23 protein-coding genes and 1 tRNA gene are annotated in these 24367 nt (G+C 63.9%); 14 read left to right on the forward strand and 10 right to left on the reverse strand.

The features are described 5' to 3' along the window. Nucleotides 1-7: 7 nt before the first annotated feature. Nucleotides 8-1252: an efflux RND transporter periplasmic adaptor subunit gene (locus tag AB7M16_RS35640; protein ID WP_453946829.1), complete on the reverse strand. Its 1245-nt coding sequence runs from the start codon at nucleotides 1250-1252 to the stop codon at nucleotides 8-10. Between the two features lie 199 nt (nucleotides 1253-1451). Between AB7M16_RS35640 and AB7M16_RS35645 the strand changes: the two genes are divergently transcribed. The 8 genes from AB7M16_RS35645 (at nucleotide 1452) to AB7M16_RS35680 (ending at nucleotide 7837) form a co-directional block, all read left to right on the forward strand. Continuing rightward, nucleotides 1452-2057 (forward strand): TetR/AcrR family transcriptional regulator, encoded by a 606-nt coding sequence (locus tag AB7M16_RS35645; RefSeq protein ID WP_453946830.1) that lies wholly within the window; start codon nucleotides 1452-1454, stop codon nucleotides 2055-2057. A 168-nt stretch (nucleotides 2058-2225) separates the two neighbouring features. Next, nucleotides 2226-2402 carry a hypothetical protein gene (locus AB7M16_RS35650; protein ID WP_453946831.1) on the forward strand — a complete coding sequence of 59 codons (177 nt, stop codon included), beginning with the start codon at nucleotides 2226-2228 and terminating at the stop codon, nucleotides 2400-2402. Nucleotides 2403-2519: 117 nt separating this feature from the next. Continuing rightward, nucleotides 2520-3737: a multidrug effflux MFS transporter gene (locus AB7M16_RS35655; RefSeq protein ID WP_453946833.1), complete on the forward strand. Its 1218-nt coding sequence runs from the start codon at nucleotides 2520-2522 to the stop codon at nucleotides 3735-3737. A 15-nt stretch (nucleotides 3738-3752) separates the two neighbouring features. Next, nucleotides 3753-5150: a guanine deaminase gene (guaD, locus tag AB7M16_RS35660; RefSeq protein ID WP_453946834.1), complete on the forward strand. Its 1398-nt coding sequence runs from the start codon at nucleotides 3753-3755 to the stop codon at nucleotides 5148-5150. Nucleotides 5151-5161: 11 nt separating this feature from the next. Continuing rightward, the gene (locus AB7M16_RS35665; RefSeq protein WP_453946836.1) at nucleotides 5162-6145 is read left to right on the forward strand and encodes an antibiotic biosynthesis monooxygenase; all 984 of its coding nucleotides are present in this window, start codon (nucleotides 5162-5164) and stop codon (nucleotides 6143-6145) included. A 52-nt stretch (nucleotides 6146-6197) separates the two neighbouring features. Next, nucleotides 6198-7100, forward strand: coding sequence for a ribonuclease Z (rnz, locus tag AB7M16_RS35670; protein WP_453946837.1), 903 nt, complete (start codon nucleotides 6198-6200; stop codon nucleotides 7098-7100). Between the two features lie 151 nt (nucleotides 7101-7251). Next, a tRNA-Gln gene (locus AB7M16_RS35675) sits at nucleotides 7252-7325 on the forward strand. Between the two features lie 149 nt (nucleotides 7326-7474). Continuing rightward, the gene (locus tag AB7M16_RS35680) at nucleotides 7475-7837 is read left to right on the forward strand and encodes a DUF1428 domain-containing protein (RefSeq protein WP_172786307.1); all 363 of its coding nucleotides are present in this window, start codon (nucleotides 7475-7477) and stop codon (nucleotides 7835-7837) included. Nucleotides 7838-7847: 10 nt separating this feature from the next. Here the strand turns inward: AB7M16_RS35680 and AB7M16_RS35685 are convergent, their stop codons facing one another. The 3 genes from AB7M16_RS35685 to AB7M16_RS35695 are packed head-to-tail and all read right to left on the reverse strand — an operon-like array spanning nucleotide 7848 to nucleotide 12796. Next, nucleotides 7848-8414: an invasion associated locus B family protein gene (locus AB7M16_RS35685; RefSeq protein WP_453946838.1), complete on the reverse strand. Its 567-nt coding sequence runs from the start codon at nucleotides 8412-8414 to the stop codon at nucleotides 7848-7850. Nucleotides 8415-8474: 60 nt separating this feature from the next. Next, nucleotides 8475-11618: a multidrug efflux RND transporter permease subunit gene (locus AB7M16_RS35690; RefSeq protein ID WP_453946839.1), complete on the reverse strand. Its 3144-nt coding sequence runs from the start codon at nucleotides 11616-11618 to the stop codon at nucleotides 8475-8477. Beyond that, nucleotides 11615-12796, reverse strand: a complete 1182-nt coding sequence (locus AB7M16_RS35695) for an efflux RND transporter periplasmic adaptor subunit (RefSeq protein ID WP_212257435.1) — start codon at nucleotides 12794-12796, stop codon at nucleotides 11615-11617. The genes AB7M16_RS35690 and AB7M16_RS35695 overlap by 4 nt, the downstream gene beginning before the upstream one ends. 373 nt (nucleotides 12797-13169) lie before the next feature. On the opposite strand from AB7M16_RS35695, the gene AB7M16_RS35700 reads away from it, so the two are divergent. The 6 genes from AB7M16_RS35700 to AB7M16_RS35725 all read left to right on the forward strand — a co-directional run bounded on the left by AB7M16_RS35700 (nucleotide 13170) and on the right by AB7M16_RS35725 (nucleotide 18933). After that, nucleotides 13170-13409 carry a hypothetical protein gene (locus AB7M16_RS35700; RefSeq protein ID WP_128916226.1) on the forward strand — a complete coding sequence of 80 codons (240 nt, stop codon included), beginning with the start codon at nucleotides 13170-13172 and terminating at the stop codon, nucleotides 13407-13409. Between the two features lie 204 nt (nucleotides 13410-13613). Next, nucleotides 13614-16010, forward strand: coding sequence for a TonB-dependent receptor (locus AB7M16_RS35705; protein ID WP_453947312.1), 2397 nt, complete (start codon nucleotides 13614-13616; stop codon nucleotides 16008-16010). A 2-nt stretch (nucleotides 16011-16012) separates the two neighbouring features. Then, complete coding sequence (locus tag AB7M16_RS35710) at nucleotides 16013-16702, forward strand: Fe2+-dependent dioxygenase (RefSeq protein ID WP_453946840.1); 690 nt, start codon at nucleotides 16013-16015, stop codon at nucleotides 16700-16702. Beyond that, nucleotides 16699-17652, forward strand: coding sequence for a tonB-system energizer ExbB (gene exbB, locus AB7M16_RS35715; protein ID WP_453946841.1), 954 nt, complete (start codon nucleotides 16699-16701; stop codon nucleotides 17650-17652). The genes AB7M16_RS35710 and exbB overlap by 4 nt, the downstream gene beginning before the upstream one ends. Before the next feature lie 3 nt (nucleotides 17653-17655). Further along, nucleotides 17656-18111: a TonB system transport protein ExbD gene (exbD, locus tag AB7M16_RS35720; RefSeq protein ID WP_260383316.1), complete on the forward strand. Its 456-nt coding sequence runs from the start codon at nucleotides 17656-17658 to the stop codon at nucleotides 18109-18111. A 9-nt stretch (nucleotides 18112-18120) separates the two neighbouring features. After that, nucleotides 18121-18933, forward strand: a complete 813-nt coding sequence (locus AB7M16_RS35725; protein WP_172786314.1) for an energy transducer TonB family protein — start codon at nucleotides 18121-18123, stop codon at nucleotides 18931-18933. On the opposite strand, the gene AB7M16_RS35730 is transcribed toward AB7M16_RS35725, so the two are convergent. The 6 genes from AB7M16_RS35730 to AB7M16_RS35755 all read right to left on the reverse strand — a co-directional run bounded on the left by AB7M16_RS35730 (nucleotide 18921) and on the right by AB7M16_RS35755 (nucleotide 24350). Next, nucleotides 18921-19343: a hypothetical protein gene (locus tag AB7M16_RS35730; protein ID WP_172786508.1), complete on the reverse strand. Its 423-nt coding sequence runs from the start codon at nucleotides 19341-19343 to the stop codon at nucleotides 18921-18923. The genes AB7M16_RS35725 and AB7M16_RS35730 overlap by 13 nt on opposite strands. A gap of 62 nt (nucleotides 19344-19405) precedes the next feature. After that, nucleotides 19406-20080 carry a site-2 protease family protein gene (locus AB7M16_RS35735; protein WP_212257439.1) on the reverse strand — a complete coding sequence of 225 codons (675 nt, stop codon included), beginning with the start codon at nucleotides 20078-20080 and terminating at the stop codon, nucleotides 19406-19408. 133 nt (nucleotides 20081-20213) lie between these two features. Beyond that, nucleotides 20214-22241 carry a hypothetical protein gene (locus AB7M16_RS35740; protein WP_453946842.1) on the reverse strand — a complete coding sequence of 676 codons (2028 nt, stop codon included), beginning with the start codon at nucleotides 22239-22241 and terminating at the stop codon, nucleotides 20214-20216. A gap of 213 nt (nucleotides 22242-22454) precedes the next feature. Continuing rightward, entirely contained in the window at nucleotides 22455-22847 is a 393-nt protein-coding gene (locus AB7M16_RS35745; RefSeq protein WP_212257441.1) for a GFA family protein, read from the reverse strand. 7 nt (nucleotides 22848-22854) lie between these two features. Beyond that, nucleotides 22855-23601, reverse strand: coding sequence for an SDR family NAD(P)-dependent oxidoreductase (locus AB7M16_RS35750; RefSeq protein ID WP_453946843.1), 747 nt, complete (start codon nucleotides 23599-23601; stop codon nucleotides 22855-22857). Nucleotides 23602-23618: 17 nt separating this feature from the next. Beyond that, nucleotides 23619-24350: an SDR family oxidoreductase gene (locus tag AB7M16_RS35755; protein WP_453946844.1), complete on the reverse strand. Its 732-nt coding sequence runs from the start codon at nucleotides 24348-24350 to the stop codon at nucleotides 23619-23621. Between the last annotated feature and the right edge of the window lie 17 nt (nucleotides 24351-24367).

The raw sequence follows: 24367 nt of genomic DNA on the forward strand, positions 1-24367 counted from the left end.
GAACTAACTAGCGCTGCACCACGTCCTGGTTGCTGTGGTTTGACGCCTGCTGCGGCCCCCGCGCGCCCATCGCTGCCACCTCCGTCTTGAGGAGGGCGCCCGGACGCACGCGTTGCAAACCGTTGACGACGATGCGGTCGCCGGACTTCAGGCCCGAGGTGACGATGCGAAGTCCATCGACGGCACCGCCGAGGGTGACCGGCCGGTAGACGGCGCGGCTGTCGTCGCCGACCGCCATCACGAACTTCTTGTCCTGGTCGGTGCCGATGGCGCGCTCGTCGATCATCACCAGTGCCTGCTGCTTGGGCTGGCCCATGCGCACGCGCGCGAACTGGCCGGGAATGAGGTGTCCGTCGTCGTTGCGGAATACAGCGCGGACACGGATGGTGCCGCTCTGGCCGTTGACCTGGTTGTCGATGAGCTGGATGTGGCCCTTTGCGGACAAGCCGCCCGACGTCGTCATCTCGACCGGGATCTGATCGAGCTTGCCGCGGCTGCCGGTGCTATCTGCGATCGAGTTCAGGGCGCGCAGCACCACCTCTTCGTCCGCATCGAACGAGGCGTAGATCGGATTGACCGAGACCAGCGAGGTCAGCACCGGCGAGGCGGTGCCGGCGGCGACGAGATTGCCGACGGTGACCTCGATCTTCCCGACGCGGCCATCCACGGGGGCGCGCACTTCGGTGTAATCGAGATTGAGCTTTGCGGTCTGCAGAGTCGCCTCGGCCGCCTTGACGTTGGCGATCGCTTCGCGATTGGCGTTGTCGCGCTGGTCGTAGTCGCGCCGGGTGACCACGGCGTTGCCGACGAGCTGCGCGCCGCGCTCGAGCTCGCTCTGGGTGAAGACGACGCGCGCTTTGGTGGCCTCGAGCTGGGCGGCCGCCTTGTCGACCTCGGCCGTATAGGGGGCTGGATCAATCTTGAACAGCACGTCACCGGCCTTCACCAGCGCGCCTTCGGTGAAGTTCGCCGACAGGATCGCGCCCGCGACGCGCGGGCGGAGCTCGACGCGGTTGATCGCCTCGAGCCGGCCGGAGAAATCGTCCCACAGCACGGTCTGTCGCGGCTCGATCATCGCCACCGTGACGGAAACAGCCTGTTCAGCTGCGGCCGCCGGTGCGGTGGCTTGCGCCGCATGAAAATAGCGGCCGGTCACGACCGAGCCGGCCGCGGCGAGGGCGCCCACGATGGCGACGCCGCCCAGAAGGCGGCGGAAACGGCCGGTGCGGGAGGTATTTTGGGAGGGGGGCATTTGCGCGCTCCAAATATGTAGTGTTCACTACAGATGTGGAGCTGGATACCGCAGTGCAAGATACTTATGTACCATTCACTAAGAAAATTGTACGCCGATACCGCGACGATTGGAAGACACAAGAAAAAGAAAAGCTAGAACAAATAGATAGGATCCCGCGTTAGGCTGAGGACAAACGCTGATCCGAGGAGACAGGCACATGGGCATGGGACGCCCCCGGGAATTCGACGCCGAAATGGCGTTGGACCAGGCGATGGAAGTGTTTTGGCGCCATGGCTATGAGGGCACGACCATTGCCCAGCTCACCGAGGCCATGGGCATCAATCCGCCCAGTCTCTACGCCTGCTTCGGCAACAAGGAAGGGCTGCTGAAGGCCGCGCTCGACCGCTACACCAGGCTGCGCAACATCTGGATGGACGAGGTGGTGGCAGCCCCCACCGCCCGAGCCGTGGCCGAGCGCATGTTGATGGGCATTGCCGACAGGCAGACCGATCCCGCCAATCCGCCCGGCTGCCTGCTGGTGCAAGGCGGCATTGCCTGCGGTACCGGCTCCGAGAACGTCCCCTTCGAGCTCGCCGCGCGCCGCGCCCAGAACGAAGACCAGCTTCGCGACCGTTTCGTCCGCGCCAGGGCCGAGGGCGATCTCAAGGAAAGCGCCGATCCGGCTGCGCTCGCGCGCTATGTCTCGGCGGTGTCGGTCGGCATGGGCGTGATGGCGTCCTCGGGTGCCGATCGCGAAGCGCTGCGGCAGGTCGCGAGCGTGGCCGTGCAGGCCGTCGAGGCGCAGTCGGTCGATCGAACTTAGACCAGGGTGCGACCAGGCCTGATTGCAGCGGTACAAGGCTGATGCCGCTTCGCCTCATCCAGAGGAGGCGCGCAAGCGCCGTCTCGAAGGACGAGGCGCGCGCACGGCTCGCGCACAAGCAGTCATGCCTTCCGATCGGTTAACGGCCTTTGGTGTGAGCCACACGCGATGGCGGTCATGCAATCGTGCCGCTGTTTTGCCCGACGCATCAAGCGCCCGCTTGGCTCGACCGCACGAGGCGAAATCCTCAACGATTTCTACTTTGCATGGGGTTGTTTTCGCATTTTTGTTTTGAGTGACGGCCAGGGCATCATCGCCGAAACGGATCGACACGAAAGCTCCTAAGAGTTTCTACACACAGTTGTGTCAGCTTCCCGCGCGTCAATATCCGCAACCTGCATCGTCGCCTCTCATTGCGCGCACGAAAAGATGGGACCCGCGGGCATCGAGGGGGCGTAAGCCATGACTGCACTTGCTTCGGACGCCGGTCGCGCCAGGAGTGGGATCGTGCCGATCCTGTTGTGTGTCGTGCCGTTCAGCCAGATTCCGCTCGATGCCTATACGCCAGGCCTGCCGCAGATGGTGGTGGATCTCGCCGCCGATCCCGCCTCGATGCAGAACACCGTTACCGCTTACATGCTCGGTATGTCTCTGGCGCTGGTGCCGGTCGGTATTGCCTCGGACACAATCGGCCGCCGCAACGTGCTGCTCGCGGGCCTGTCGGTGCTGATTGCGATGAGCATCGCCTGTGCGCTCGCCACCAGCGCCTCGCTGCTGCTGGGCTTGCGCTTCCTGCAAGGCATCGGCGGCTGCACTTGTCTCGTTGTCGCCTATGCGGTCGCCGCTGATTGTTTCCGCGGCCGCGAGCTCACCGCGATCTCCGGCCTGCTTGGCGCAGCCTGGGGCCTTGCGCCGGTGCTGGCGCCGGCCGCCGGTGGCTTCATCGTCGAGCTGACCTCGTGGCGCGGTGTCTTCGTCGTCATTGCCCTCGCCGCGGCGATCGTTGCCACGATCGTCGTATTCCTTCTGCCTGAAACATTGCCGGCCGAGCGGCGCGCGCCGTTCGATCCGCGCCGCACCGCCGGCATCTTGCGCGATGCGCTGGTGCGGCCGGGCTTCCTCGCTTTCGTGCTGGTCTTTGCTGCCGCAGCCAGCGCGCAGCTGGCGTTCGGCGTGGTAGCGCCGTTCTTCTACCAGACTGGTCTTGGCTATTCGGCGGCCATCTACGGCCTCGTCGCACTCGGCCTTGGCGGGGTCAATCTCGCCGGCGAACTCGGTTGCGCGCATTTCGCGCGCTTCATGCCGGCGCGCATGCTGGGCTTCGGCGCCTTCGCGCTGTTCCTCGCCGGCGCCGCGGCCCTGACCGCAACAGGCATGACCCTCGGTCTCGATTTCCTGTCGATCACGATCGGCGGCGCGCTGGTGCTCGGCGGCTGCGGTGTGCTGTGCCCGATGATGTACGGCATGGCGCTCGGCCTGTTCGAGCGCGACCACGGCCTGATCGGCGGCCTGATCAGCGCGCTCTGCTATCTCGCCGTCAGCGGCGCCATGGCGATCACGGCGGTGTTGCCCGAAGCGACGCAGACGCCGATCGGATGGCTCTATCTCGGCCTCTGCGCCGTCGCCGGTACGCTGCTAGCGATCTCGCTGCCGTCGGCGCGGCAGGCCACACAGCCTTAAGGAAGGAACTCGATCATGACCACTGTCGGTATTCGCGGCACGTTCTTCGACTTCGTCGACGATCCCTGGAAGCATGTCGGCAACGAGCAGGCCTCCGCACGCTTTCACCAGGACGGCCTCATGGTCGTCGGGGACGGCGTGATCAAGGCCTTCGGCTCCTATGACAAGATCGCCGCCGCCCATCCGGGCGTCGAGATCACCCACATCAAGGACCGCATCATCGTCCCCGGCTTCATCGACGGCCACATTCATCTGCCGCAGACGCGCGTGTTAGGGGCGTATGGCGAGCAGCTCTTGCCGTGGCTGCAGAAATGGGTCTACCCGGAAGAGCTCAAATACCGGGATCGCGACTACGCGCGCGAGGGCGTAAAGCGTTTCCTCGATGCGCTGCTCGCCTCCGGCACCACCACCTGCCAGGCCTTCACGAGCTCCTCGCCAGTGTCGACTGAGGAATTGTTCGAGGAAGCGAGCCGGCGCAACATGCGCGTCATCGCGGGCCTCACCGGCATCGATCGCAACGCGCCGGCCGATTTCATCGATACCCCCGAGAATTTCTACCGCGACAGCAAGCGGCTGATCGCGCAGTATCACAACAAGGGCCGCAACCTCTACGCCATCACGCCGCGCTTCGCCTTCGGCGCCTCGCCGGAGTTGCTCAAGGCGTGCCAGCGCCTCAAGCACGAGCATCCGGATTGCTGGGTTAACACCCACATCTCCGAAAACCCGGCCGAATGCAGCGGCGTGCTGGTCGAGCATCCCGATTGCCAGGACTATCTCGGCGTCTACGAGAAGTTCGACCTGGTGGGGCCGAAATTCTCCGGCGGCCACGGCGTCTATCTCTCCAATAACGAGTTCCGCCGCATGTCGAAGAAGGGCGCGGCGGTGGTGTTCTGCCCGTGCTCGAACCTGTTCCTCGGCAGCGGCTTGTTCCGCCTCGGCCGCGCCACCGATCCCGAGCATCGCGTCAAGATGTCGTTCGGCACCGACGTCGGCGGCGGCAACCGCTTCTCGATGATCTCCGTGCTAGATGACGCCTACAAGGTCGGCATGTGCAACAACACGCTGCTTGACGGCAGCATCGATCCCGCACGCAAGGACCTCGCGGAAGCCGAGCGCAACAAGCTCTCGCCCTATCGCGGCTTCTGGTCGATCACGCTCGGCGGCGCCGAAGGCCTCTACATCGACGACAAGCTCGGCAATTTCGAGCCCGGCAAGGAGGCCGATTTCGTCGCGCTCGATCCGAACGGCGGGCAGGTCGCGCAAGCGTGGCATCAATCGCTGATCGCCGACGGCGCCGGCCCGCGCTCGATGGATGAGGCCGCGAGCATGCTGTTCGCCGTCATGATGGTCGGCGACGATCGCTGCGTCGACGAGACCTGGGTGATGGGCAAGCGTCTCTACAAGAAGAGCTGAGACGGCCGCCGATGAGCGCATCTCCTGAAACAGCCGGCCAGCCGGTCGCCCTCGTCATCCAGCGCCGCATCGCCGACGACGGCTTTGCCGCGTTCGCACGGTGGAACGGCAAGGTGGGCGAGCAGCTCAAGGATTGGCCCGGCTTCCTCGGCCAGGAGGTGGTGCCGCCGCAGCCCCCGGCCTATGCGGATTGGGTGACGATCCTGCGCTTCGCGAGCCCGGCCGCGGCGCGTTCATGGCTGCAGAGTGATGTGCATGCGCGGTTGATCGAGGAGGTGCGCCGCTTCTTCGTCGGCCCGGAGGATGTCCATATCCTGCCCGACACCGGCGTCCAGCGCGACACCGCGGTGTCAGGAGTCATCTCCTTCAAGGTACCGGACGGATCGGAAGACGCGTTCCTCGAATGGCAGCAGCGCGTTGAGGCCGCGGAAGCGAAGTTCAAGGGCTTTCTGCGCCACAAGGTCGAGCGGCCCATTGCGGGCTTGCACGACGATTGGATCATCATCCTGTCGTTCGACAGCGATGCGAATCTCAACGCCTGGCTCGACTCACCGGTGCGGAAGGCCTTGCTCAAGGAGGGCGAGCGCTTCAGCGCCGGCATGAGCGTGAAGCGGGCGAGCTACGGCTTCAATTTCTGGTTTCCACCCGGCCAGACCCAGTCGCCCGACCAAAGTCCGACCTTCATCTGGAAGAGCAACCTCATCGTCCTGCTGGTGCTTTATCCCGTGGTCTATCTCTGGGGCTATTTCATCAGCCATCCGCTGATCGACAGCCACGGCGTGCCGGTCTGGCTGTCGCTCTTCGTCGGCAATCTCGTCAGCACGCAACTGCTCGGCTGGTGGCTGGTGCCCGCCGCCTTCAGGGCGCTCGACTGGTGGGTGACGCCGAAGGCGGCGATCAGTCGCCAGATCGCCGGCTACGCGCTGCTCGCCGTGCTCTATGCCGCCTCGATGGGCTTGTACGCGCTGCTGCTCGCGTGGCATTGGGGACGGTGAGACCGTCAACCGTCTTATCGCGGAGAAGGACGGTCGCTGGATATCGACGACCATGTTCGCCCTGACGTTTCTCGGGACATCGGCCAGCGTTCCCTCGGCGGAGCGCAACCATCCGGCGCTTCTCGTGGAAGCCGCAGGCAAGCGCGTCCTGGTCGATTGCGGCGAGGGCACGCAGCGCCAGCTGCTGCGCAGCGGCGCCGGCTTCCGGCGGCTCGACCGCATCCTGCTCACCCACGCGCATCTCGACCACGTGCTCGGCATCCCCGGACTGTTCTCGACGCTCGGCTTGCGGCAGACGTCCGAGGCAATGACCATTCACGGCGGCGAAGGCACGCTCGACCTCGTCGCCCGCATGCTCGCCGGCCTGTGGGGCGCGGGCAGGGCGCCGATCGCCGTCGATTACGCGGCGCTGACCGAGGGACACGTCATCGACGCCGGTGAATTCACCATCGATTGCTTCCCGGTCCGCCACCGCGACACCGACAGCTTTGGCTTCGTCTTCCAAAGCCCCGCCCGTCGTCATCTTCGGCCTGATCGCCTCATCGCGCTCGGTGTCCCCGACGGTCCCTTGCGCGGCGAGTTGGCCGCGGGCCGACCAATCGTGCTTGCCAACCGAACCATCGATCCGGAAGAGGTCCTCGGTCCGCCGAGCGGCGGCAGCAAGCTCGTCGTGATCGGCGACACCGAGACCACCGAGGGGCTGTCGCAATACGTGGCCGGCGCCGACACGCTGGTGATCGAGGCCACGTTCCTCGATCGCGACGCGCCGACCGCGCGGAATTACGGCCATCTCACCGCGGCAGAAGCGGCCTCCTTTGCCGCCACGAACAAGGTCGGACAGCTCGTGCTGACGCATATGTCAGGACGCTATGAGGACGCGGCGATTCTCGCCGAGGCGGCAGGAATCTTCCCGAATACCCGGATCGCCGCAGATTTCGATCGCATCGTCGTCTGATCAAGCTGGCCTTGGCTCGATCATGCAGCGCTTGCCAGCCCAGATGCGAGCGGGTAGAACGCTGCCACGCCTGAGCCGTGATTTGCGCGCTGCGCTTCCGGCCACAGTCGAGCAAGTCAGGCAAGCCTTTGAATTTGTTCGGCTATTCCGTTGGGGAATGGTGTAACGGTAGCACAACAGACTCTGACTCTGTTTGTCTTGGTTCGAATCCAGGTTCCCCAGCCAGCTCCGGGCGGTTTTCGAGGACATGATTCCGAAGCGCTCCGGCGTAGACATTCACGCGGCGGTTTGCCTCACCTGACATTCGCATGTCCAAGTCGGATCGCGGCACGCTCCATCGTCCTTGGGCTGGACAACCCAAGGAGATCCGCAAAATGCCCTATGTCGATGGTTTCATTCTCGCCGTGCCGAAGGACAACATCGAGGCCTACAAGGCGCTGGCGACGACCGCCTGCGCGATCTGGATGGAGCACGGCGCGCTCGACTATGTCGAATGTATCGGTGACGACGTTCCCTATGGCGAGCTCACCTCGTTTCCGCGCGCGGTGATGGCGAAGGAAGACGAGATCGTGGTGTTCGCCTGGATCGTTTATCGGGACCGGGAGAGCCGCGATGCCGTCAACAAGAAGGTGATGGCGGATCCGCGGCTGAAAATGGAAGGCATGCCCTTTGACGGCAAGCGCATGATCTATGGCGGCTTCACGACGCTGCTGCGGGCGGGCGACATCGCGACGTGAGGAGAGCCCGCTACTTGATCTTGTCGTAAGCGGCCGCGAAATCGCCGAGCGGCATCGGGATCGCGATCGTCTCCTTGGCCATGTTCTGGAACGAGACCTTCAGCTGCTTGCCCGAGCGAAAGGCGGCGAGCAGGTCCGGTGCCATCGGCGTCGAGGCGTAGCAGCCGCGGTTCTCGCAGGTCTGGATCTGGAGGTCGAACATCTTGCCTTCGTCGACCTGGAGCTTGGCCCCGACGGGAAGGTTGAGGCCGAGCGGCAATTGCAATAGCGCGATCGGCGTGCGGGTGTCGGGCGCAATGCGGATGTTGATCAGGACGACGGTCTGGCCGGTCTTGGTCAGCACCGCGTTCTGCTCCATCGCGCATTCGAGCGCCGCGTCACGACTTGCGCTGGTGCAGCGGACGATCCAACCGGGCTGTCCGGAAGACCCGTCAGCCTGCGCCTGCGTCGGGGCGGGCGCGGGCTGCGCGGCCGGGGCGGGCGCGGCGTTCTTCTTGGCGCCCTGCTGGGCATGTGCGACGCCTGCGGACAACAGGACGGCAGCGGCGAGGGCGACAAGTCTGGATTGCGTAGGCATGGAAAACCGCATTTGCGAGGTGGGGTCTCGCTGTAGCGTCGCGGCAGGCGTGGCGCAAGCTTACTCGGCGGCTTCCTTGACGCTACCGTGCTCGGGCGTCTCCTGGCCTTCGTCGCCCGAACTGCCCCAGGTCGAGAACCAGTTGTTGAGCTTGTCGAGATAGAGATAGACGACCGGCGTGGTGAACAGCGTCAGTGCCTGGCTGACGATCAGGCCGCCGACCATGGCGTAGCCGAGCGGCTGCCGGATTTCGGCGCCGGTGCCGTGGCCGAGCATGAGGGGCACGCCGCCGAGCAGGGCCGCCATCGTCGTCATCATGATCGGGCGGAAGCGCAGCAGCGCGGCCTGGCGGATCGATTCCTCCGGCGTCTTGTGCTCGTCGCGCTCGGCGGCAATCGCGAAGTCGACCATCATGATGCCGTTCTTCTTCACGATGCCGATCAGGAGGATGATGCCGATCAACGCGATCAGGCTGAAGTCGAAGCCGGCCGCCATCAGGATCGCGAGCGCGCCGACGCCGGCCGACGGCAGCGTCGACAGGATCGTGATCGGATGGATGTAGCTCTCGTAGAGAATGCCGAGGATCAGATAGACCACGACAAGGGCTGCGAGGATCAGAAGCGGCACTGTGCCGAGCGACTGCTGGAAGGCCTGCGCGGTGCCCTGGAAGCTCGAATTCAGCGTCGCCGGTGCGCCGAGCTCGGCCATCGCCCGCTGCACGGCCTCGGTGGCCTGGCCGAGCGCGACGCCTTGCGCGAGATTGAAGCTGATCGTGATCGACGGGAACTGGCCTTGATGGCTGATCGAGAGCGGGCGGACCGGATCAGTGGTCCAGCTGGCGAAGGTCGACAGCGGCACCTGGTCGCCGGTCAGCGGCGATCTCAGATACAATTTGTTCAGCGTCTCGAGATCGCCTTGCATCTCCGGCAGGACTTCCAGGATCACCTTGTAGGTGTTGAGCTGCGTGAAATATTGCGTGACCTGCCGCTGTCCGAAGGCATCATACAGCGTGTCGTCGATCAGCTGGGGTTGGATGCCGTAGCGGGCCGCGGTGTCGCGGTTGATCTTGAGCTGGACCGTCGTGCCCTGCGTCTGCTGGTCGGTCGCGACGTCGCGCAACTCCGGCAGCGTCTGCATCTTGGCGAGGATCTTCGGCGCCCATTCGTTGAGCTCGGCGAGATCTGCGTCCTGCAGGGTGAACTCGAACTGCGTGCGCGTCGGCCGGCCACCGAGCCGGACGTCCTGGGCCGCCTGCATATAGAGGCGCGCGCCCGGCACTTTCTCGAGCTTCGGACGCAGCCGCGCGATGATCTGCTGAGCGGACGCCTCCCGCTCGTTGCGCGGCTTGAGCGTGATGAACATGTTGCCGTTGTTGCCGGCACGGCCGCTGCCGCCGATGTTCATGGCGATCGTTGCGACGTCGGGGTCGTCTATCACGATCTTGCCGAGCTCGACCTGGCGGCGCTGCATCTCCTTGAACGAAATGTCCTGCGAGGCTTCAGACGTGGCCGTGATCAGGCCGACGTCCTGCTGCGGGAAGAAGCCCTTGGGGATCAGCACGAACAGGTAGACCGACAGGCCGAGCGTGACGAAGAAAATCGCGAGCGTGGTGCGCCGCCAGGCCAGGGCGTGGTCGAGCACGTATTCGTAGCCGCGCAGCATGCCGTCGAAGGCGCGCTCGCTCCACTGATAGAGCTTGCCGTGGGTGACCTCGCCATGGGCGCGCAGGAAGCGCGAGGCCATCATCGGCGTCAGCGTCAGCGACACGAACATCGAGACGAAGATCGTCATCGCCAGCACAACGGCGAATTCGCGGAACAGGCGCCCGATGATGCCGCCCATCAAGAGCAGGGGGATCAGCACCGCGACCAGCGAGATGCTGATGGAGACGATGGTGAAGCCGATTTCCTTGGAGCCTTTGAAGGCGGCCTCCATCGGCGAGTCGCCTTCCTCGATGTAGCGCGTGATGTTCTCGAGCATCACGATGGCGTCGTCGACGACGAAGCCGACCGCGATGGTGAGCGCCATCAGCGACAGATTGTCGAGCGAATAGCCGGCCACCCACATCAAGGCGCAGGCACCCAGCAGCGCCAATGGCACAGTGACCGTCGGTATGACCGTCGCCCAGAAGCTTCGCAGGAAGATGAAGATGACCATGACCACGAGGGCGATGGTCAGCAGCAGCGTGAACTGGACGTCCTCGACCGCGGCGCGGATGGTGGTGGTTCGGTCGCTGATGAGCTCGATCTTGATCGCGGGCGGGATCGCCGCCACGAGGCGGGGCAGGGTCGCCTTGATCCGGTCCACGGTCTCGATGACGTTGGCGCCCGGCTGCTTGAAGATCACCAGGAACACGCCGCGCTTGCCGTTCGCCCAGGCCGCCTGCTTGGCGTCTTCGGCGGCGCTGACCGCCTGGCCGATGTCGCGAATCCGCAGCGGAGCGCCGTTGCGATAGGCGATGATGACGTCGTTCCAGTCCTTCGCGTGCGTGAGCTGGTCGTTGGCGTAGATCGTATAGGCGCGCTTCTCGCCGTCGATATTGCCCTTGGGGCTGTCGACCGTGGTGATCGCGATCTGGCTGCGGATGTCCTCCATCGACAGGCCCTTGGCGACCAGCTTTGCGGGATCGACCTGGATGCGGATGGAAGGTTTCTGCTGGCCGCCGATGAAGACCTGGGCGACCCCTGAGAGCTGGCTGATCTGCTGGGCGAGCTGGGCGTCGACCGAGTCGCTGACGGTCGTCAGCGGCAGCGTCTCCGATGTCGCCGACAGCAGCAGGATCGGCGCGTCGGCGGGGTTGACCTTGCGGTAGGTCGGGGGCGATGGCAGGTTTTTCGGCAACTGGCCGCTGGCGGCGTTGATGGCGCCCTGTACGTCGTTGGCTGCGCCGTCGATGTTGCGGTTGAGGTCGAACTGGATGGTGATCGACGCCGTGCCCAGATAGCTCGTCGAGGTCATCTGCGCGATGCCCGGGATCTGGGCGAATTGCCGCTCGAGCGGCTGTGCCACGGACGAAGCCATCGTCTCAGGGCTGCCGCCGGGCAGGTTGGCGGTGATCTGGATGGTCGGAAAGTCCACCTGCGGCAGCGGCGCGACCGGAAGCAGGGGATAGGCGACCAGGCCGACGAAGAGAATGCCGGCCATCAGCAGCGAGGTGCCGATGGGATATCGGATGAACGGTGCCGAAATCCCGCCCTCGGTCATTGCTGTCGTACCTTGTTCTGGGCCGGATCCGAGCTTGCCACCGCAGTCGACACCAGGCTTCCGGGCTGGACCTTGAACTGACCGCCGACGATCACCTGTTGGCCGGGGCTCAAGCCTTCCTCGATGACCGAACGCCCGTCGATGCCATAGCTGACCTTGACCTTGTGCACCTCGGCCTTGTTGTCCTGATTGACCGTGTAGGCGTAGAGCCCGTTGGTGGAGTGCTGGACCGCGTCATCCGGAACGACGGTCGCATCCTTCAGCGTTCGCACCAGGAGCCGCGTCGAGACCGATTGGCCCGGCCACAGCGTGTTTTCCTTGTTGTCGAACACCGCCTTGAGCCGGATCGTGCCGCTGCTCGTGTCGACCTGGTTGTTGATCACAGCGAGCTTGCCCTCGGCCAGCGTCTTCTTGCCGTCGGTGGTGAGGGCGATCACCTTGAGCGCGCCGGCCTTCTGGCCCTCGCTGATATAGGGGAGCTGGTCTTCCGGCGCGGTGAAGATCACCGCGATCGGCTCGACCTGCGAGATCGTGACGATGGCGGTCTGCGAGGAGGCGTTGACGATGTTGCCGATGTCGACCTGACGCAGGCCCGCAACGCCGGTGATCGGTGCCTTGATCTGGGTGTAATCGAGCTGGGTCTGGGCGTTGGAGATCGCGGCATCATCGGCGGCGATCTGCGCGGTGAGCTGAGCCACGGTGGTGCGCTGGGTGTCGACGCGCTGGGCGGTGGCAAATTCGCCGAGCTTCGTGGCGCGCTGGAGCTCGAGATTGGCGTTGGCGAGACTGGCCTCGTCCTGCGCCTTCTTGGCCTTGGCTTGGTCAAGCGTGGCCTGATAGGGGCGGGGATCGATCGAGACCAGGAGATCGCCCTGCTTGACGATCTGGCCTTCCCTGAATTCGAGCTTGTCGATCTGGCCATCCACGCGGGTTCGGACCTGGACCGTGTTGAAGCCCTGAACCGTGCCGAGCCCGGTCAAATAGACCGGAAAGTCGGTCTTCTGGACCGGTGCAACGCTGACGGGGACGGCGGAGGGGCGAGGCGGGCCTTTTTGAGCGGTTTGTGCGGTCTGGACTTTTCCAGCCTCGGACGAGCCGAATTTCTGCCAACTATAATAGCCCGCGGAGGCCACGGCCGCGATGATCAGAAGCCAAAGGATCGGCCGGGACTTTTTCATGTCGTCTCGTATCGGCTCGCATGCCCTCGGCTACGAATATCGGGGCAATCGTACGGTTCCATATGACGTATAATACACGCCAACTTCCAGTGTAAACAGCACTATCAGTTGAGAATCCTAAACAATTGGAAAGCTTTGCACCGTGTAGGCAGCTCGCTGGCGCACCGGTGTGCAGGGCTGCATTTTCCCGCCGCGACCGCTCGGCCTGCCATTCTTGCGCAGCACGCGCAGCGGTGTGCTCAGGGCCGATCGGCTTCGCGCCGGGCCGTGGTTCGGATCAACCGCAAGAACGGTTCTAAGTTGCGTCGTGGCCGTTTCGGTTGTCAGGGATTTCGGCATCGTCCATATCGGCGCCGTATCAACGGAGCGAAGCATGGACGAGCTGAACGGCAAGCTGATCGCGTGCCAGATTCTGATCACGGGATTGATCGCCCGTGTCGCCAACGAACAGCGCGATCCCTTGCGCTTCCTCACCGACTTTCGCGACGAGATCAAAGCCGTCGTCAGCGGCGTCAACATCGCCGGCATGGACAGCACCGATCGCGTGCGCGCCGTTGCGCAGAAGACTGTCGATGAATTGTTCTCGCTGATGAAGCCGCCGAGCAGCGACTGAGAGCGATGCGCGATCGCCGCTGTTTAGAACGAGTCCAGTCTCGTCTTAGAACGATTTCAAACTACAGTTTAGAATCGTTTTGATCTGGACCAATTCAAAGGTTCTCGCGAACGGCTCGCATTGACCCGCTATTTTGCGGCCGATACCAACAGCCCATCGCTCGTTCGAAGTGAATGAGCGAACAGGAAGATGGGGCGTTTGGTAATGGGGCAGGTGGTCGCACCGAAGTCGTTGCGTTCGGTCGTAGCGTTCGATCCGATGGATGAGAGGTCCGCGGGCGTTTCCGGCAAGAAAGTTTCAGCGGTCGCGAGCTTGATCGCGGTGGCGTCGGTGTCGAGCGGCGCGCAGGCGCAGCAGTCGAACCTGCCGCCGGTGACGGTCGATGCTCCGGTCGAGCGTCCGCGTCCGACGGCCTCGAAGCCTTCGCCCGAGCAGGTCCGTGCCCGCAACGCGCTTCGCCGTGCCGCGCAGCGCCAGCCGGTGCAGCAGGCGGCGCCCGCCACGCCGTCCGGCGCTCCCGACAGCAATCCGTACGCGGATCCGGCTGCGCCGTACAAGGTCGATCACGTCCAGGCTTCGGGCAAGTTTCCCGAGAAGATGCTGAACACGCCGAAGACCATTACCGTGCTCAGCAAGGAGGTGCTCGAGGACAAGAACGCCACGACGCTGAAGGAGATCGGGCGCTCGACCGCAGGCGTGACGCTCGGCACGGGCGAGGGCGGCAACGCGTTCGGCGATCGTTTCTTCATCCGCGGCTTCGACGCGCGCAACGACGTCTTCATCGACGGCATCCGCGATCCCGCCGTTTCCATCCGCGAGAACTTCTTCACCGAGCAGATCGAGATTCTGCGCGGACCGGCATCCTCCTATGCCGGCCGCGGCACTGCCGGCGGCGCCATCAACATCGTCACCAAGCAGGCCGGCGACGTCAACTTCAAGCGCATCGACAGCGAGTTTGGCACCGACATGACCAAGCGCGTCACGCTCGACGTCAACCAGGTCATTGATCCCACCTTCTCGGTGCGCGCCGGCGGCCTGTTCCAGGACGCCAACGTCGCCGGGCGCAACTACGTGACCGACAATCGCTGGGGCAGCTTCATCTCGACCAAGTACACCCCGACCAACGACATCAAGATCACGACGAACTACGTCCATACCGACCTCAGCGGCTATCCCGATTTCGGCGTGCCCTATTACAAGCAGGGCAACGTGCCGGTGACGTCGGCGGGCATTCCGCGCGGCAATTGGTACGGCTTCCTCAACCGCGACTTCCAGACCGCGCGGCAGGATTTCGGCACCGGCACCATCGAGTACAAGGTCAACGAGGCGATCACCCTGACCAGCAAGGTGCGCGGCGAGCACTCGCTGCTCAACTACATCGGCACGCTGCCGCAGAACCCGAACACGACCAGCCCCAACCCGCTGCTCTGGACCACGACGGCGAGCGCGCAGAGCCGTTACCAGAACGTCGACGTATGGGCCAACCAGAACGAGGCCACGTTCAAGCTCGACAGCGGCGGGGTCAAGCACACGGCGGTGTTCGGCGTCGAATATTCGAACGAGAACATCTCGATCGATCGTTATGCCGGTCTCGCGTCCGAACTGGCCGGTTCGCCCTTCACCAGCACGGGCGCGGTGACGGGTGTCAATCTCTACTCCCCGCAATACACCAACATTCCCTTCGGCATTCCGTCACTCGTCGGCAATCCGACCCGCTACGGCGTCAACACCAGCAGCGTGTATGTTATGGACACCGCGAACTGGCAGGACACGATCATCGTCAACGGCGGTGTGCGCTACGACGGCTACAGCCAGAGCGCATCCAACAATTCGAGCTATGTGAAGCAGAACGCCGATCTGGTGAACTACAATGTCGGTGTGGTCTACAAGCCGATGTCGATCGGCAGCGTCTATGCAGCCTATGCGACTTCGGCCAATCCGTTCGGGTCGGAGCTGGACGCGACCGGCACCGACTACGGCGGTGTTCCTCCCAACTCGACCTTGTTGCTCGGGCCCGAGCGCAACAAGGCGATCGAGGTCGGCACCAAATGGGAGCTTGCGGATCGCCACCTGCTGGTGACCGGTGCGCTGTTCCAGACCACCAAGGACAACGCGCGCGAGACCGTCAACAACCTGCTCACATCGGGTGCAGCCTACAGGATCCAAGGCATCGACATCGAAGCGGAAGGCAAGATCACCGACCGCTGGAGCATCTTCGGCGGCCTGGTGCTGATGCAGTCGAAGGTCACCCAGAGCGGCGTTGCTTCGAATCTCGGGCTGCAACTCGCCAACATCGCGCACCAGTCGTTCAGCATGCTCACCAAGTACAAGTTCGACGACGGTTGGGAGCTTGGCGGCCAGGCAGTGTATCGCTCCAAGGTCTATGGCGGCACGTTCGCGGCCAACACCAACGAGCTGCCGAGCTATTGGCGTTTCGACGCGTTCGTCGAGAAGAAGATCGACCAGAACTGGAGCATGAAGTTCTACGCGCAGAACCTGACGAACAAGCTCTATTACGACTCGTTCTATCGCAGCAACGTGCCGTTCGTTGCGGTCGCGCCGGGACGGGCGTTCTACGTCGTGACCACAGCGAAGTTCTGATCATGTTGACGTGCTTGCCTGGCGTTCTCAGCAAGGATGATGTGGCGGATTTCCGCCGCGTCATGGACGCCAGCGAATGGGAGGACGGCCGCTCCACCGCCGGCGCGCAATCGGCGATGGTCAAGCGCAACGAACAGCTGCCACCGGACGGCGAGGTCGCGCGAAAACTCGGCAACCGCATCATCTCGGCGCTGACGTCCAACCCGCGCTTCATAGCGGCGGCGATCCCGCTGCAGATCTTCCCGCCGCTGTTCAACCGCTATGCGGCCGACAGCGGCCACCATTTCGGCCTGCACGTCGACAATGCGATCCGCGGCGACCGCCTGACCGGCCTTCGCATCCGCACGGACCTGTCGGTCACGCTGTTCCTCGCCGAGCCGGAGGATTACGACGGTGGCGAACTTGTGATCGAGGACACCTACGGCTCCCATGAAGTCAAGTTGCCAGCCGGGGACTGCGTGCTCTATCCCTCGACCAGCCTCCACCTCGTCACGCCGGTGACCAGGGGAACGCGGGTTGCGTCTTTCTTCTGGCTTCAGAGCATGATACGGGACGATCAAGCCCGGAGCATGATCTTTGACCTCGACACCGCGATACAGGCGCTGGTGGAACGGCTCGGGCGTGACGATCCCGAAACGGTCAAATTGACGGGTATCTATCACAACCTCATTCGCTACTGGGCCGAAGTATGAAGACCATGTCCTTCCAAGCAAGCCTTGTCGCAGCCTTGATGCTGGCGGCCGCCTGGTTCGCGTCCCCCGTTTCTGCCCAGACACAAAGCCCGCCGGCAACGGCCCAATCGGCGGCTCCGCCGTCCACGGCCGGAACCGTTCCGCCGGCAGCCGCGCCGGCTGCGCCTGCGGCCTCGACGGCTCCCACCGTTGCCGGCGCCGCCCCCGTGGCCGCCAATCCCGCGAGTGCGAAGCCCGAGGCGGCGGCCATCGCGCCGGCCATGAAGGAATTGTCGCCCTGGGTGATGTTCATGTCGGCGGACGTCATCGTGAAGGCGGTGATGATCGGGCTCGCCTTCGCCTCGCTGATGACCTGGACCGTCTTCATCGCCAAGTCGATCGAGCTGTCGGTCGCCTCCGGCAAGCTGCGTTCGGCGTTAAAGAAGATCGCGGAGGCGCGCTCGCTCGCTGAAGCGCAGATGGCGCTCGGCACCAAGGAGGGCATCCTGCCGTCGTTCTTGGCGGCGGCGCTGCGCGAGGCGCGGATGTCGGCCGGCCTGTCCAGCGATACCGGCATCAAGGAGCGCGCCGCCTCCAGCTTTGCCGAGATCGTGCGGGCGGAGCAGCGGCGCATCCGGATCGGCATGGGCGTGCTCGCCACGATCGGCTCGACCTCGCCCTTCGTCGGCCTGTTCGGCACGGTCTGGGGCATCATGAACAGCTTCATCGGCATTTCGAAGTCGCAGACCACGAACCTTGCCGTGGTCGCGCCCGGTATCGCCGAGGCGCTGCTCGCCACCGCGATCGGCCTCGTGGCCGCCATTCCCGCCGTCATCATCTACAACCACTTCTCGCGCGTGACGAAGGGCTATCTCGAGCTCGTCAGCCGCGCCTCGGGCGCGGCAGGGCGGCTGCTCTCGCGCGATCTCGACCGCAGCCACGGCAGCGTGCATTCGCGCGCGGCGGAGTAGACCATGGCCGTTTCGCTCGCAGACAACGACGACGACGACGATTTCTCGGAAACGCATGACATCAACGTCACGCCGTTCATCGACGTCATCCTGGTGCTGCTGATCATCTTCATGGTCGCCGCGCCGCTGTCCACCGTCGACCTGCCGATCGATCTGCCGACGTCGAGTGCGACGCCGCAGAAGAAGCCGGACAAGCCGACCTATCTCAGCATCAAGCCCGACCTGACGCTCGCGATCGGAGAGAACGCTGTTCACCGTGCCGAGTTGATCGGGACCCTCGACGGCCTTTCCGACATGAGCAAGGACAAGTATGTTTTCCTGCGCGCCGATCGCTCGGTGCCATATGGCGAGTTGATGGGTGTGATGGAGCTGTTGCGCTCGGGCGGCTATACGCGGGTGAAGCTGGTCGCGCTGGAAGGCGCGCCGGGGGCGCCTGCGGCAGGCGCCGCTCAGCCTTAAGGGCCAGCCATGTCGGACGAACCGAGACCATCCCGAAAGCTCTGGATCGTGGCGGCGGTCGCCGCGCTCGCGCTCCATCTCGGTGGTGCTGCGCTCGCGCTGGCGCATTTGCGCGCCGACGACGACGGCGATGGCCTTGGTGCGGCCGGTGCGGAGTTCGCGGTCGAGATGGCTTCGCCCAAGGTGCCCGATACCGATCTGCCGCCTGGGCCTGACAGCGAAGCGATGCAGGAACAGCAGGCGCTTCCCGAGCAGAAGGCCGAGACCAAGGAGACGGAGCTTCCGAAGGACCAGTCGCAGGAGGTCGAGGATCCTGATCGCGTCGTGACCGAGAACAACACGAAGAAGCCAACGGAAGACGATCCCAAGATTCAGGCGGTCGAAACGCCCGCGGCCGAGGCATCGCCGAAGTCGGTAGCAAGTGCGCGGCAGACGCTCGACGAGGACGCGCGCGAAGCCGAGAAGGCCCTGGCACCGGTCCTGGGGCTCGGCAAGGACATCCTGAAGATCACGGCCGACTGGAACCGCAAGATCAGCGCGCATCTCGCGGCTCACAAGGTCAATCCGGAGGGCAAGCAGCCCAATAACCAGAAGGTCAAGGTGAGCTTTGCGATCAACCGAAAAGGCAACGTGCTGTCGGTCGAAGTCGCGGAATCGTCGGGAGATGCAGCCTACGATGCTGCGGCGCTGTCAATTGTCCGCAAGTCCGATCCGATCCCGCAGCCGCCTGCCGGACTGACCGACGACCGGTTCGAACGGACCGTGGACATCATTTTCACGCCGCCGGATGCGAAGAAGAAAAAGACGGCTCAGCGCCAGTAGAGCCGGATCCCGACATAGACCACGACCAGGCATGCGAAGATCAGCGCCACGGGGAGGGGGCGTTTCTGGGCTCCGCTGGCCGCGCCTGCCGCGAAGAAGCCAGCGCTCTTCGGCTTCGGCGCCGGGCGCCGGAAGGCGGTAACATTGTCCGCTGCCGGCTTGGCCTGGCGGGGACGGACGTCGGGCGGCGTTCCAGCGCCGCCCATCTCGACGTAATAGGCCTTGTAGATCGCACCGATGGTGGCCTCGGTCGCTTCGCCCTCGCTCATCTGCGCCAGCAGGTTTTGATAGCTCGCCAGGAACTCCTGGGCCTCCGGAGGCAGCGCGGACGCCCCGTTGAGCTTGGCCATCATCTTCCAGGTGGCGAAATCGGCGCGGGCGCGGGTGTCGGCGCGTCGCGCGATCAGCATATCGGCAGCTTTGACCAAGTCGGCCTCTGGCCCTTCGGCATGGGTTCGGATCTCAGGTTCAACTACGCGTTGCCGGTCAGGAAGAGAACAGCCTTAATCACATAACCGGTCAACGTTCCCAGTATTGCTGAAATAACATCAAGATTTAGACCGAACTGCGAGCCCGCGAGCGGCAGCAGGATCAAGAGCCCGATCAGGATCAGCATACCGAACGGCTCGAGCCGGGCCAACGGCAAGGCGAGGGCCCGCGGCAGCAGGCCGACTGCAACGCGGCCGCCGTCGAGCGGCGGGATCGGCATCATGTTGAAGACCGCCAGGATAGCGTTGATGATGAGCGCATTCTTGAGATTGTCGGCAACCCACTTTGCCGAGCTTGCGGGCACCAGGGGCAGGGCATGGAAGGCGACGGCCGCGGCGAGCGCCAGCAGGATGTTTGTGACGGGCCCGGCCAACGCCACCCAGACCATGTCGAGCCTGGGGTTGTTCAGCTTGCGGAAGTTCACCGGTACCGGCTTGGCATAGCCGAACAGGAACGGCGAATGCGCGAACAGCAGCATCGCAGGCAGGATCAGGGTGCCGAACGGGTCGATATGCCTCAGCGGGTTGAAGCTGACGCGGCCGAGCTGCGAGGCCGTGTTGTCCCCGAGCCGGTCCGCGACGAAGGCGTGCGCAGCCTCGTGGAAGGTGATGGCGAACACCAGGGGCAGCACCCAGACGGAGAGGTCATAAATGTTCAAAGCGCGTCCGCTCCGTCAGTCTTGTTCTTAGCCGAAATAGTGCGCCGGCGATGATCTGCCAAGAGCGCCGGACGCGAGTTGCGGAGCAGAAGAAAGGCGCAAACGGTGGTCGGGCAATGCCTCGATGCCCCGTTCACGTCTTCCTGCGGTAGAGAATGAAGCTGGCTGATTCTTCGGTGCGTTCAAACTCTGACGATAGGATTTGCTCCGTTATCGTCTTGAGCCAGTCATACTCGTATGTTGCGCCGCGCTCCAAAATGAAGTGATCGGACCCGGCAAAGCTGCGAGTGACATGTTCGGGGCTGAACGTATCCCGGAACGGAAGAAAGTAGCTCTTGGGCGCTCTGCCGGCGGTTGCGAGAACGAGCCAATCACGGTCCGACAGCAACAACAGGCGACCGTGGGGCGGCACGGCCTTGTTGATCAAGTCGATGTCGCTGCGATCGAGGTGCAAGTTGACCTTTCCCGCTCCGCGTCCCAACTTCAGGCTGGCGATGCTCGGATACTGCAGATAGGACGGCAGCCCGATCGTCACGTTCTGTTGACGATCCCTCGCATTGAAGAGCACGGCGAACGAGAGCAGGGCCGTTGCCGCCAGCGAAACGGCAGGGATGGCTTGCGACGTCTGGCGGCCGAGGACCGCGCGGAATGCCGCCCGGCACCACCACGCGCCAATGGCAAGAAAGGCGAAGGCGTTTTGCTGCCACACCGCGTCAAGCGACCGATTCATCCATTTGGCCATGAAGACCAGCGCAACGATCGAGAGGACGAGAAGATAGGCCCGTTCGATCGAGCGAGATCCTGCCCACGTTGCGGCAACGCTGATAGCCGTGCCGATAGCCATCGCCGGAAAGATCAACTGATAGAATGTCCCGAAGCCGGGCTCCCAGTTCATCGGCACGCCGACCCAGTTCGAGACGCTGTGCAGGGCGATCGGCGCAAGCAGGACGCGCAGGAAGTCCATCGTGAGAACGGCGGGACCGTAGGCCGCGCCGAACAACGCGAGCAACATTACGGCAGACAGCCCGGTGAATGCCGCGACCTCCCAGGGCCAGCGTCTTTCGAGGATCCGCGCCGACAACACCGCGCACCCCACGACCCAGGTATAGATCCCGGTCTCGGTGTTCCAGAATATCGAGATCGCGCAGACGGCGGATAGCGCCGCCAACGACCAACCCGAAGGCTGGACCATGAGGTGCGCGAGGATGCCCGTGGCGATGAACACGAACATGTACCTGATTGCGAGAGCGGATGGTCCGGAGAATCCTTCGGCCTCGCCGAACTGGCAGATTGCAAGAAATACGGCCGTCAGCACGAAGGGCAGCGCCTTGCTCTGGAAGAAGTCGCGCAGCACCCAATACGCCGACAGGTGATAGATTGCGATGCAGGTGGCAACGAAACCGACGTAACGCAAATATAGAACGTTCGGGTCGGGGGGCAGGAGCATTCCGAACAAATGGGACGGTCCGTATCCATAGAAGGACAGGAAGTCCCGGCCCGGCACCATGCCATCGCTAAATTGATAGAGGGCCGGTCCGACGAGGAACGATACCGCGTGAGGATTGGTTGCAGCCTGGCCGGCCAAACGTTGTACGCTCAAGGGCAGTGTCAGGGCCAGCAGTGCCGCGATCAGCGCAGCGTCGATCCGCCCAAATTCAAAAAAGGTGATCGGCCTGAGTTCTGGCGCACCCTCGATGCTTCTGTGGGGCCGGATTTGCTTCACGAAGGGTACGAAGATCGCGAGGACCGCGACGGTCAACGCCACAATGTGAAGTTCTTGCTGGAACGCGTCCCGGAGGAATGTCTCCAGGGACAGGACCATCGTCAGCATCGAAATGTAAAACAGAACGAGCGACCGCCCTTCGAACGGTCTCCGGAGCCTGAGCGCCGCGAAGGCCAAGACAGCGCCGAACACGTAGAACAGCAGATAGAAGATCTTCTCGGCACGCTTGATTGCCGCATCGCCCGTGACATGTGCCTCGATGACGGGAAAGTCCTGCGCGAGATTTACGCCCAGGCGCAACTTGGTGGCGTTCAAGATGAGATAGGCAACGATACCGGCCGCAACAGCGCCGATGCATGCCCCCCACATCGCCAAACTCTGAAACCGCCAAAGTCCAAGTTCTGATTCTGTTATCGGCTTAATGAGACGCAACAGCATTCCCCGCAGGCTATCCGGAAGGAACGTAAGGCAAACGAAATCTGCTGGCTAGCCGCGCAAGACGGAAAACCGGTCATCCCTGGATCGAGGCGTCACGCGACGACGCAACAGAGCTGTCCTAGCCGCCGGCGCTTCTCGGAGTAGCTGAGGCATTGGCAGGATAGAGATTGCGATGACGAGGGGGTCTGCAGGTTCGGCCCCGAGCGCCTGACGTCACGCCGGAATCGTCGTCTCGTATTGAGTCAAGCCGTCGTCGAGCTTCACCCAGGCGAGCTTCTCGCTGACCCAGATGTGCTCGGTCGGGGCGAAGGCATTGCGATCGTCGAAAGTGGCCAGCGCCACGCCCGCCAGCGTGCCGTTGCGGCGCCAGGCAAACAGCCGCGTGCCGCACTGCTTGCAGAACACGCGGTCGATGTTTGCGGACGAGGCGTAGCGTGCGGTCTCGCCCTCGACGCTGAGCGCACGCTGGTCGAACTGCGCGCGCGCGAAGTAGGGCGATCCCATCGCCTTCTGGCAGATGCGGCAATGGCAGATGCGGACGTTGAGCGGCTCGCCCTCCGCCTTGAACCGCACCGCGCCGCACAGGCATCCACCTTCCCGGATCATGATGTCCTCAATAGGTTGCGCGCCCGCCCGAGATGTCGAACACAGCGCCGGTCGAGAAGGCGCAATCCTCGGATGCGAGCCAGGCCACCATCGCGGCGAGTTCTTCAACGAGGACGAAGCGTGCCTTCGGGATCTTCGACAGCATGAAGTCGATATGCTGCTGCGTCATCTGGTCGAAGATCGCGGTCTTCGCCGCGGCCGGTGTCACCGCGTTGACGAGGATGTCGTGGGCGGCGAGCTCCTTTCCGAGCGACTTCGTCAGCGCGATCAGGCCGGCCTTGGAGGCCGAATAATGCGCGGCGTTCGGATTGCCTTCCTTGCCGGCGATCGAGGCGATGTTCACGATCCGCCCGTATTTCTGCTTGAGCATTTCGGGCACGATCGCCTTACTGACGATGAAGGGGCCGTCGAGGTTGATGCGCAGCACCTTGCGCCATTCATCGAGGTCGGTCTCCCAGACCGGCTTATTGACCCCGGCGATGCCGGCATTGTTGACGAGGATGTCGATCTTGCCGAAGGCCTTGAGCGTCGCATCGCGTGCCTGCTCGACGGCGACCGTGTCGGTGACGTCGACCTTGAAGACTTTTGTCTCGCCGCCGATCTCCTTTGCGGTCTTCTCCGCCAGCGCGGCGTCGAAGTCCCAGATCGCGACTTTGGCGCCGGAGGCGACGAAGCGCTCGGCAATGGCGCGGCCAAAGCCCTGCGCACCGCCGGTGACGATGGCGATGCGGCCGTTGAGATCGATCTTGTTCATGCCGGAGGCCTCTGGCGTCAGAGCATGTAGCCGCCGTCGACGACGAGGTCGACGCCGGTGGTGAAGGCGCTCTCGTCGCTGCCGAGATAGACCGCCATCGCCGCGATCTCCTCGGCGGTGCCGAGCCGGCCCATCTTCTGGCGGGAGATGAACATCTCCTTGCCCTGGGGTCCTTGCGCGGCGGCGCGGTCGAGCATCGAGGGCGTCTCGACGGTGCCGGGGCAGATCGAGTTGCAACGGATGCCCTTGGTGATGAAGTCGAGCGCGACCGCGCGGGACAGCAGCGACACTGCCGCCTTCGACGAGCTGTAGACGTAGCGGTTCGCCGGCGGCCGCAAGGCCGCGCAGGACGAGATGTTGACGATGCTGCCGCCGCCGCCCGCGATCATGTCGGGCAGGAAGGCCTTGATGGTCCGGTGCATCGACTTGACGTTGAGGTCGAACGAGAAATCGAAATCCTCCTCCGAGCAGTCCAGGATGGTGCCGTGATGCACGAAGCCGGCGGCGTTGAGCAGGATGTCGATCTTGCCGATGCGCTTGGCAAAGGCGTTGACGTCGGCGGTGTTGCGGACGTCGAGCTTGGCGACCTCGGCGATGCCTTCCTTGGTCAAGCCAGCGATGCCGGCCTCGTTGATGTCGGTGGCGACGACGGTTGCGCCTTCACGCGCGAATGCGATGGCGCAAGCGCGCCCGATACCTGCCGCGGCAGCCGTGACGACGGCGCGCTTTCCTTTGAGGCGGTCTGCCATTTTTCTTGTTCTCCTTT

The sequence above is a fragment of the Bradyrhizobium sp. USDA 372 genome (assembly GCF_053629095.1).

What these genes read in the sequence shown, in the direction of transcription:
- exbB (WP_453946841.1), top strand. Translation starts at nt 16,699, where the DNA reads ATGAAGACCATGTCCTTCCAAGCAAGCCTTGTCGCAGCCTTGATGCTG.
- AB7M16_RS35685 (WP_453946838.1), bottom strand. Translation starts at nt 8,414, where the DNA reads ATGCCTACGCAATCCAGACTTGTCGCCCTCGCCGCTGCCGTCCTGTTG.
- AB7M16_RS35745 (WP_212257441.1), bottom strand. Translation starts at nt 22,847, where the DNA reads ATGATCCGGGAAGGTGGATGCCTGTGCGGCGCGGTGCGGTTCAAGGCG.
- AB7M16_RS35710 (WP_453946840.1), top strand. Translation starts at nt 16,013, where the DNA reads ATGTTGACGTGCTTGCCTGGCGTTCTCAGCAAGGATGATGTGGCGGAT.
- AB7M16_RS35665 (WP_453946836.1), top strand. Translation starts at nt 5,162, where the DNA reads ATGAGCGCATCTCCTGAAACAGCCGGCCAGCCGGTCGCCCTCGTCATC.
- AB7M16_RS35690 (WP_453946839.1), bottom strand. Translation starts at nt 11,618, where the DNA reads ATGACCGAGGGCGGGATTTCGGCACCGTTCATCCGATATCCCATCGGC.
- AB7M16_RS35695 (WP_212257435.1), bottom strand. Translation starts at nt 12,796, where the DNA reads ATGAAAAAGTCCCGGCCGATCCTTTGGCTTCTGATCATCGCGGCCGTG.
- AB7M16_RS35755 (WP_453946844.1), bottom strand. Translation starts at nt 24,350, where the DNA reads ATGGCAGACCGCCTCAAAGGAAAGCGCGCCGTCGTCACGGCTGCCGCG.
- rnz (WP_453946837.1), top strand. Translation starts at nt 6,198, where the DNA reads ATGTTCGCCCTGACGTTTCTCGGGACATCGGCCAGCGTTCCCTCGGCG.
- AB7M16_RS35655 (WP_453946833.1), top strand. Translation starts at nt 2,520, where the DNA reads ATGACTGCACTTGCTTCGGACGCCGGTCGCGCCAGGAGTGGGATCGTG.
- AB7M16_RS35740 (WP_453946842.1), bottom strand. Translation starts at nt 22,241, where the DNA reads ATGCTGTTGCGTCTCATTAAGCCGATAACAGAATCAGAACTTGGACTT.
- AB7M16_RS35640 (WP_453946829.1), bottom strand. Translation starts at nt 1,252, where the DNA reads ATGCCCCCCTCCCAAAATACCTCCCGCACCGGCCGTTTCCGCCGCCTT.
- AB7M16_RS35700 (WP_128916226.1), top strand. Translation starts at nt 13,170, where the DNA reads ATGGACGAGCTGAACGGCAAGCTGATCGCGTGCCAGATTCTGATCACG.
- AB7M16_RS35750 (WP_453946843.1), bottom strand. Translation starts at nt 23,601, where the DNA reads ATGAACAAGATCGATCTCAACGGCCGCATCGCCATCGTCACCGGCGGT.
- exbD (WP_260383316.1), top strand. Translation starts at nt 17,656, where the DNA reads ATGGCCGTTTCGCTCGCAGACAACGACGACGACGACGATTTCTCGGAA.
- AB7M16_RS35650 (WP_453946831.1), top strand. Translation starts at nt 2,226, where the DNA reads ATGGCGGTCATGCAATCGTGCCGCTGTTTTGCCCGACGCATCAAGCGC.
- AB7M16_RS35680 (WP_172786307.1), top strand. Translation starts at nt 7,475, where the DNA reads ATGCCCTATGTCGATGGTTTCATTCTCGCCGTGCCGAAGGACAACATC.
- AB7M16_RS35645 (WP_453946830.1), top strand. Translation starts at nt 1,452, where the DNA reads ATGGGCATGGGACGCCCCCGGGAATTCGACGCCGAAATGGCGTTGGAC.
- AB7M16_RS35730 (WP_172786508.1), bottom strand. Translation starts at nt 19,343, where the DNA reads ATGCTGATCGCGCGACGCGCCGACACCCGCGCCCGCGCCGATTTCGCC.
- guaD (WP_453946834.1), top strand. Translation starts at nt 3,753, where the DNA reads ATGACCACTGTCGGTATTCGCGGCACGTTCTTCGACTTCGTCGACGAT.
- AB7M16_RS35705 (WP_453947312.1), top strand. Translation starts at nt 13,614, where the DNA reads ATGGGGCAGGTGGTCGCACCGAAGTCGTTGCGTTCGGTCGTAGCGTTC.
- AB7M16_RS35725 (WP_172786314.1), top strand. Translation starts at nt 18,121, where the DNA reads ATGTCGGACGAACCGAGACCATCCCGAAAGCTCTGGATCGTGGCGGCG.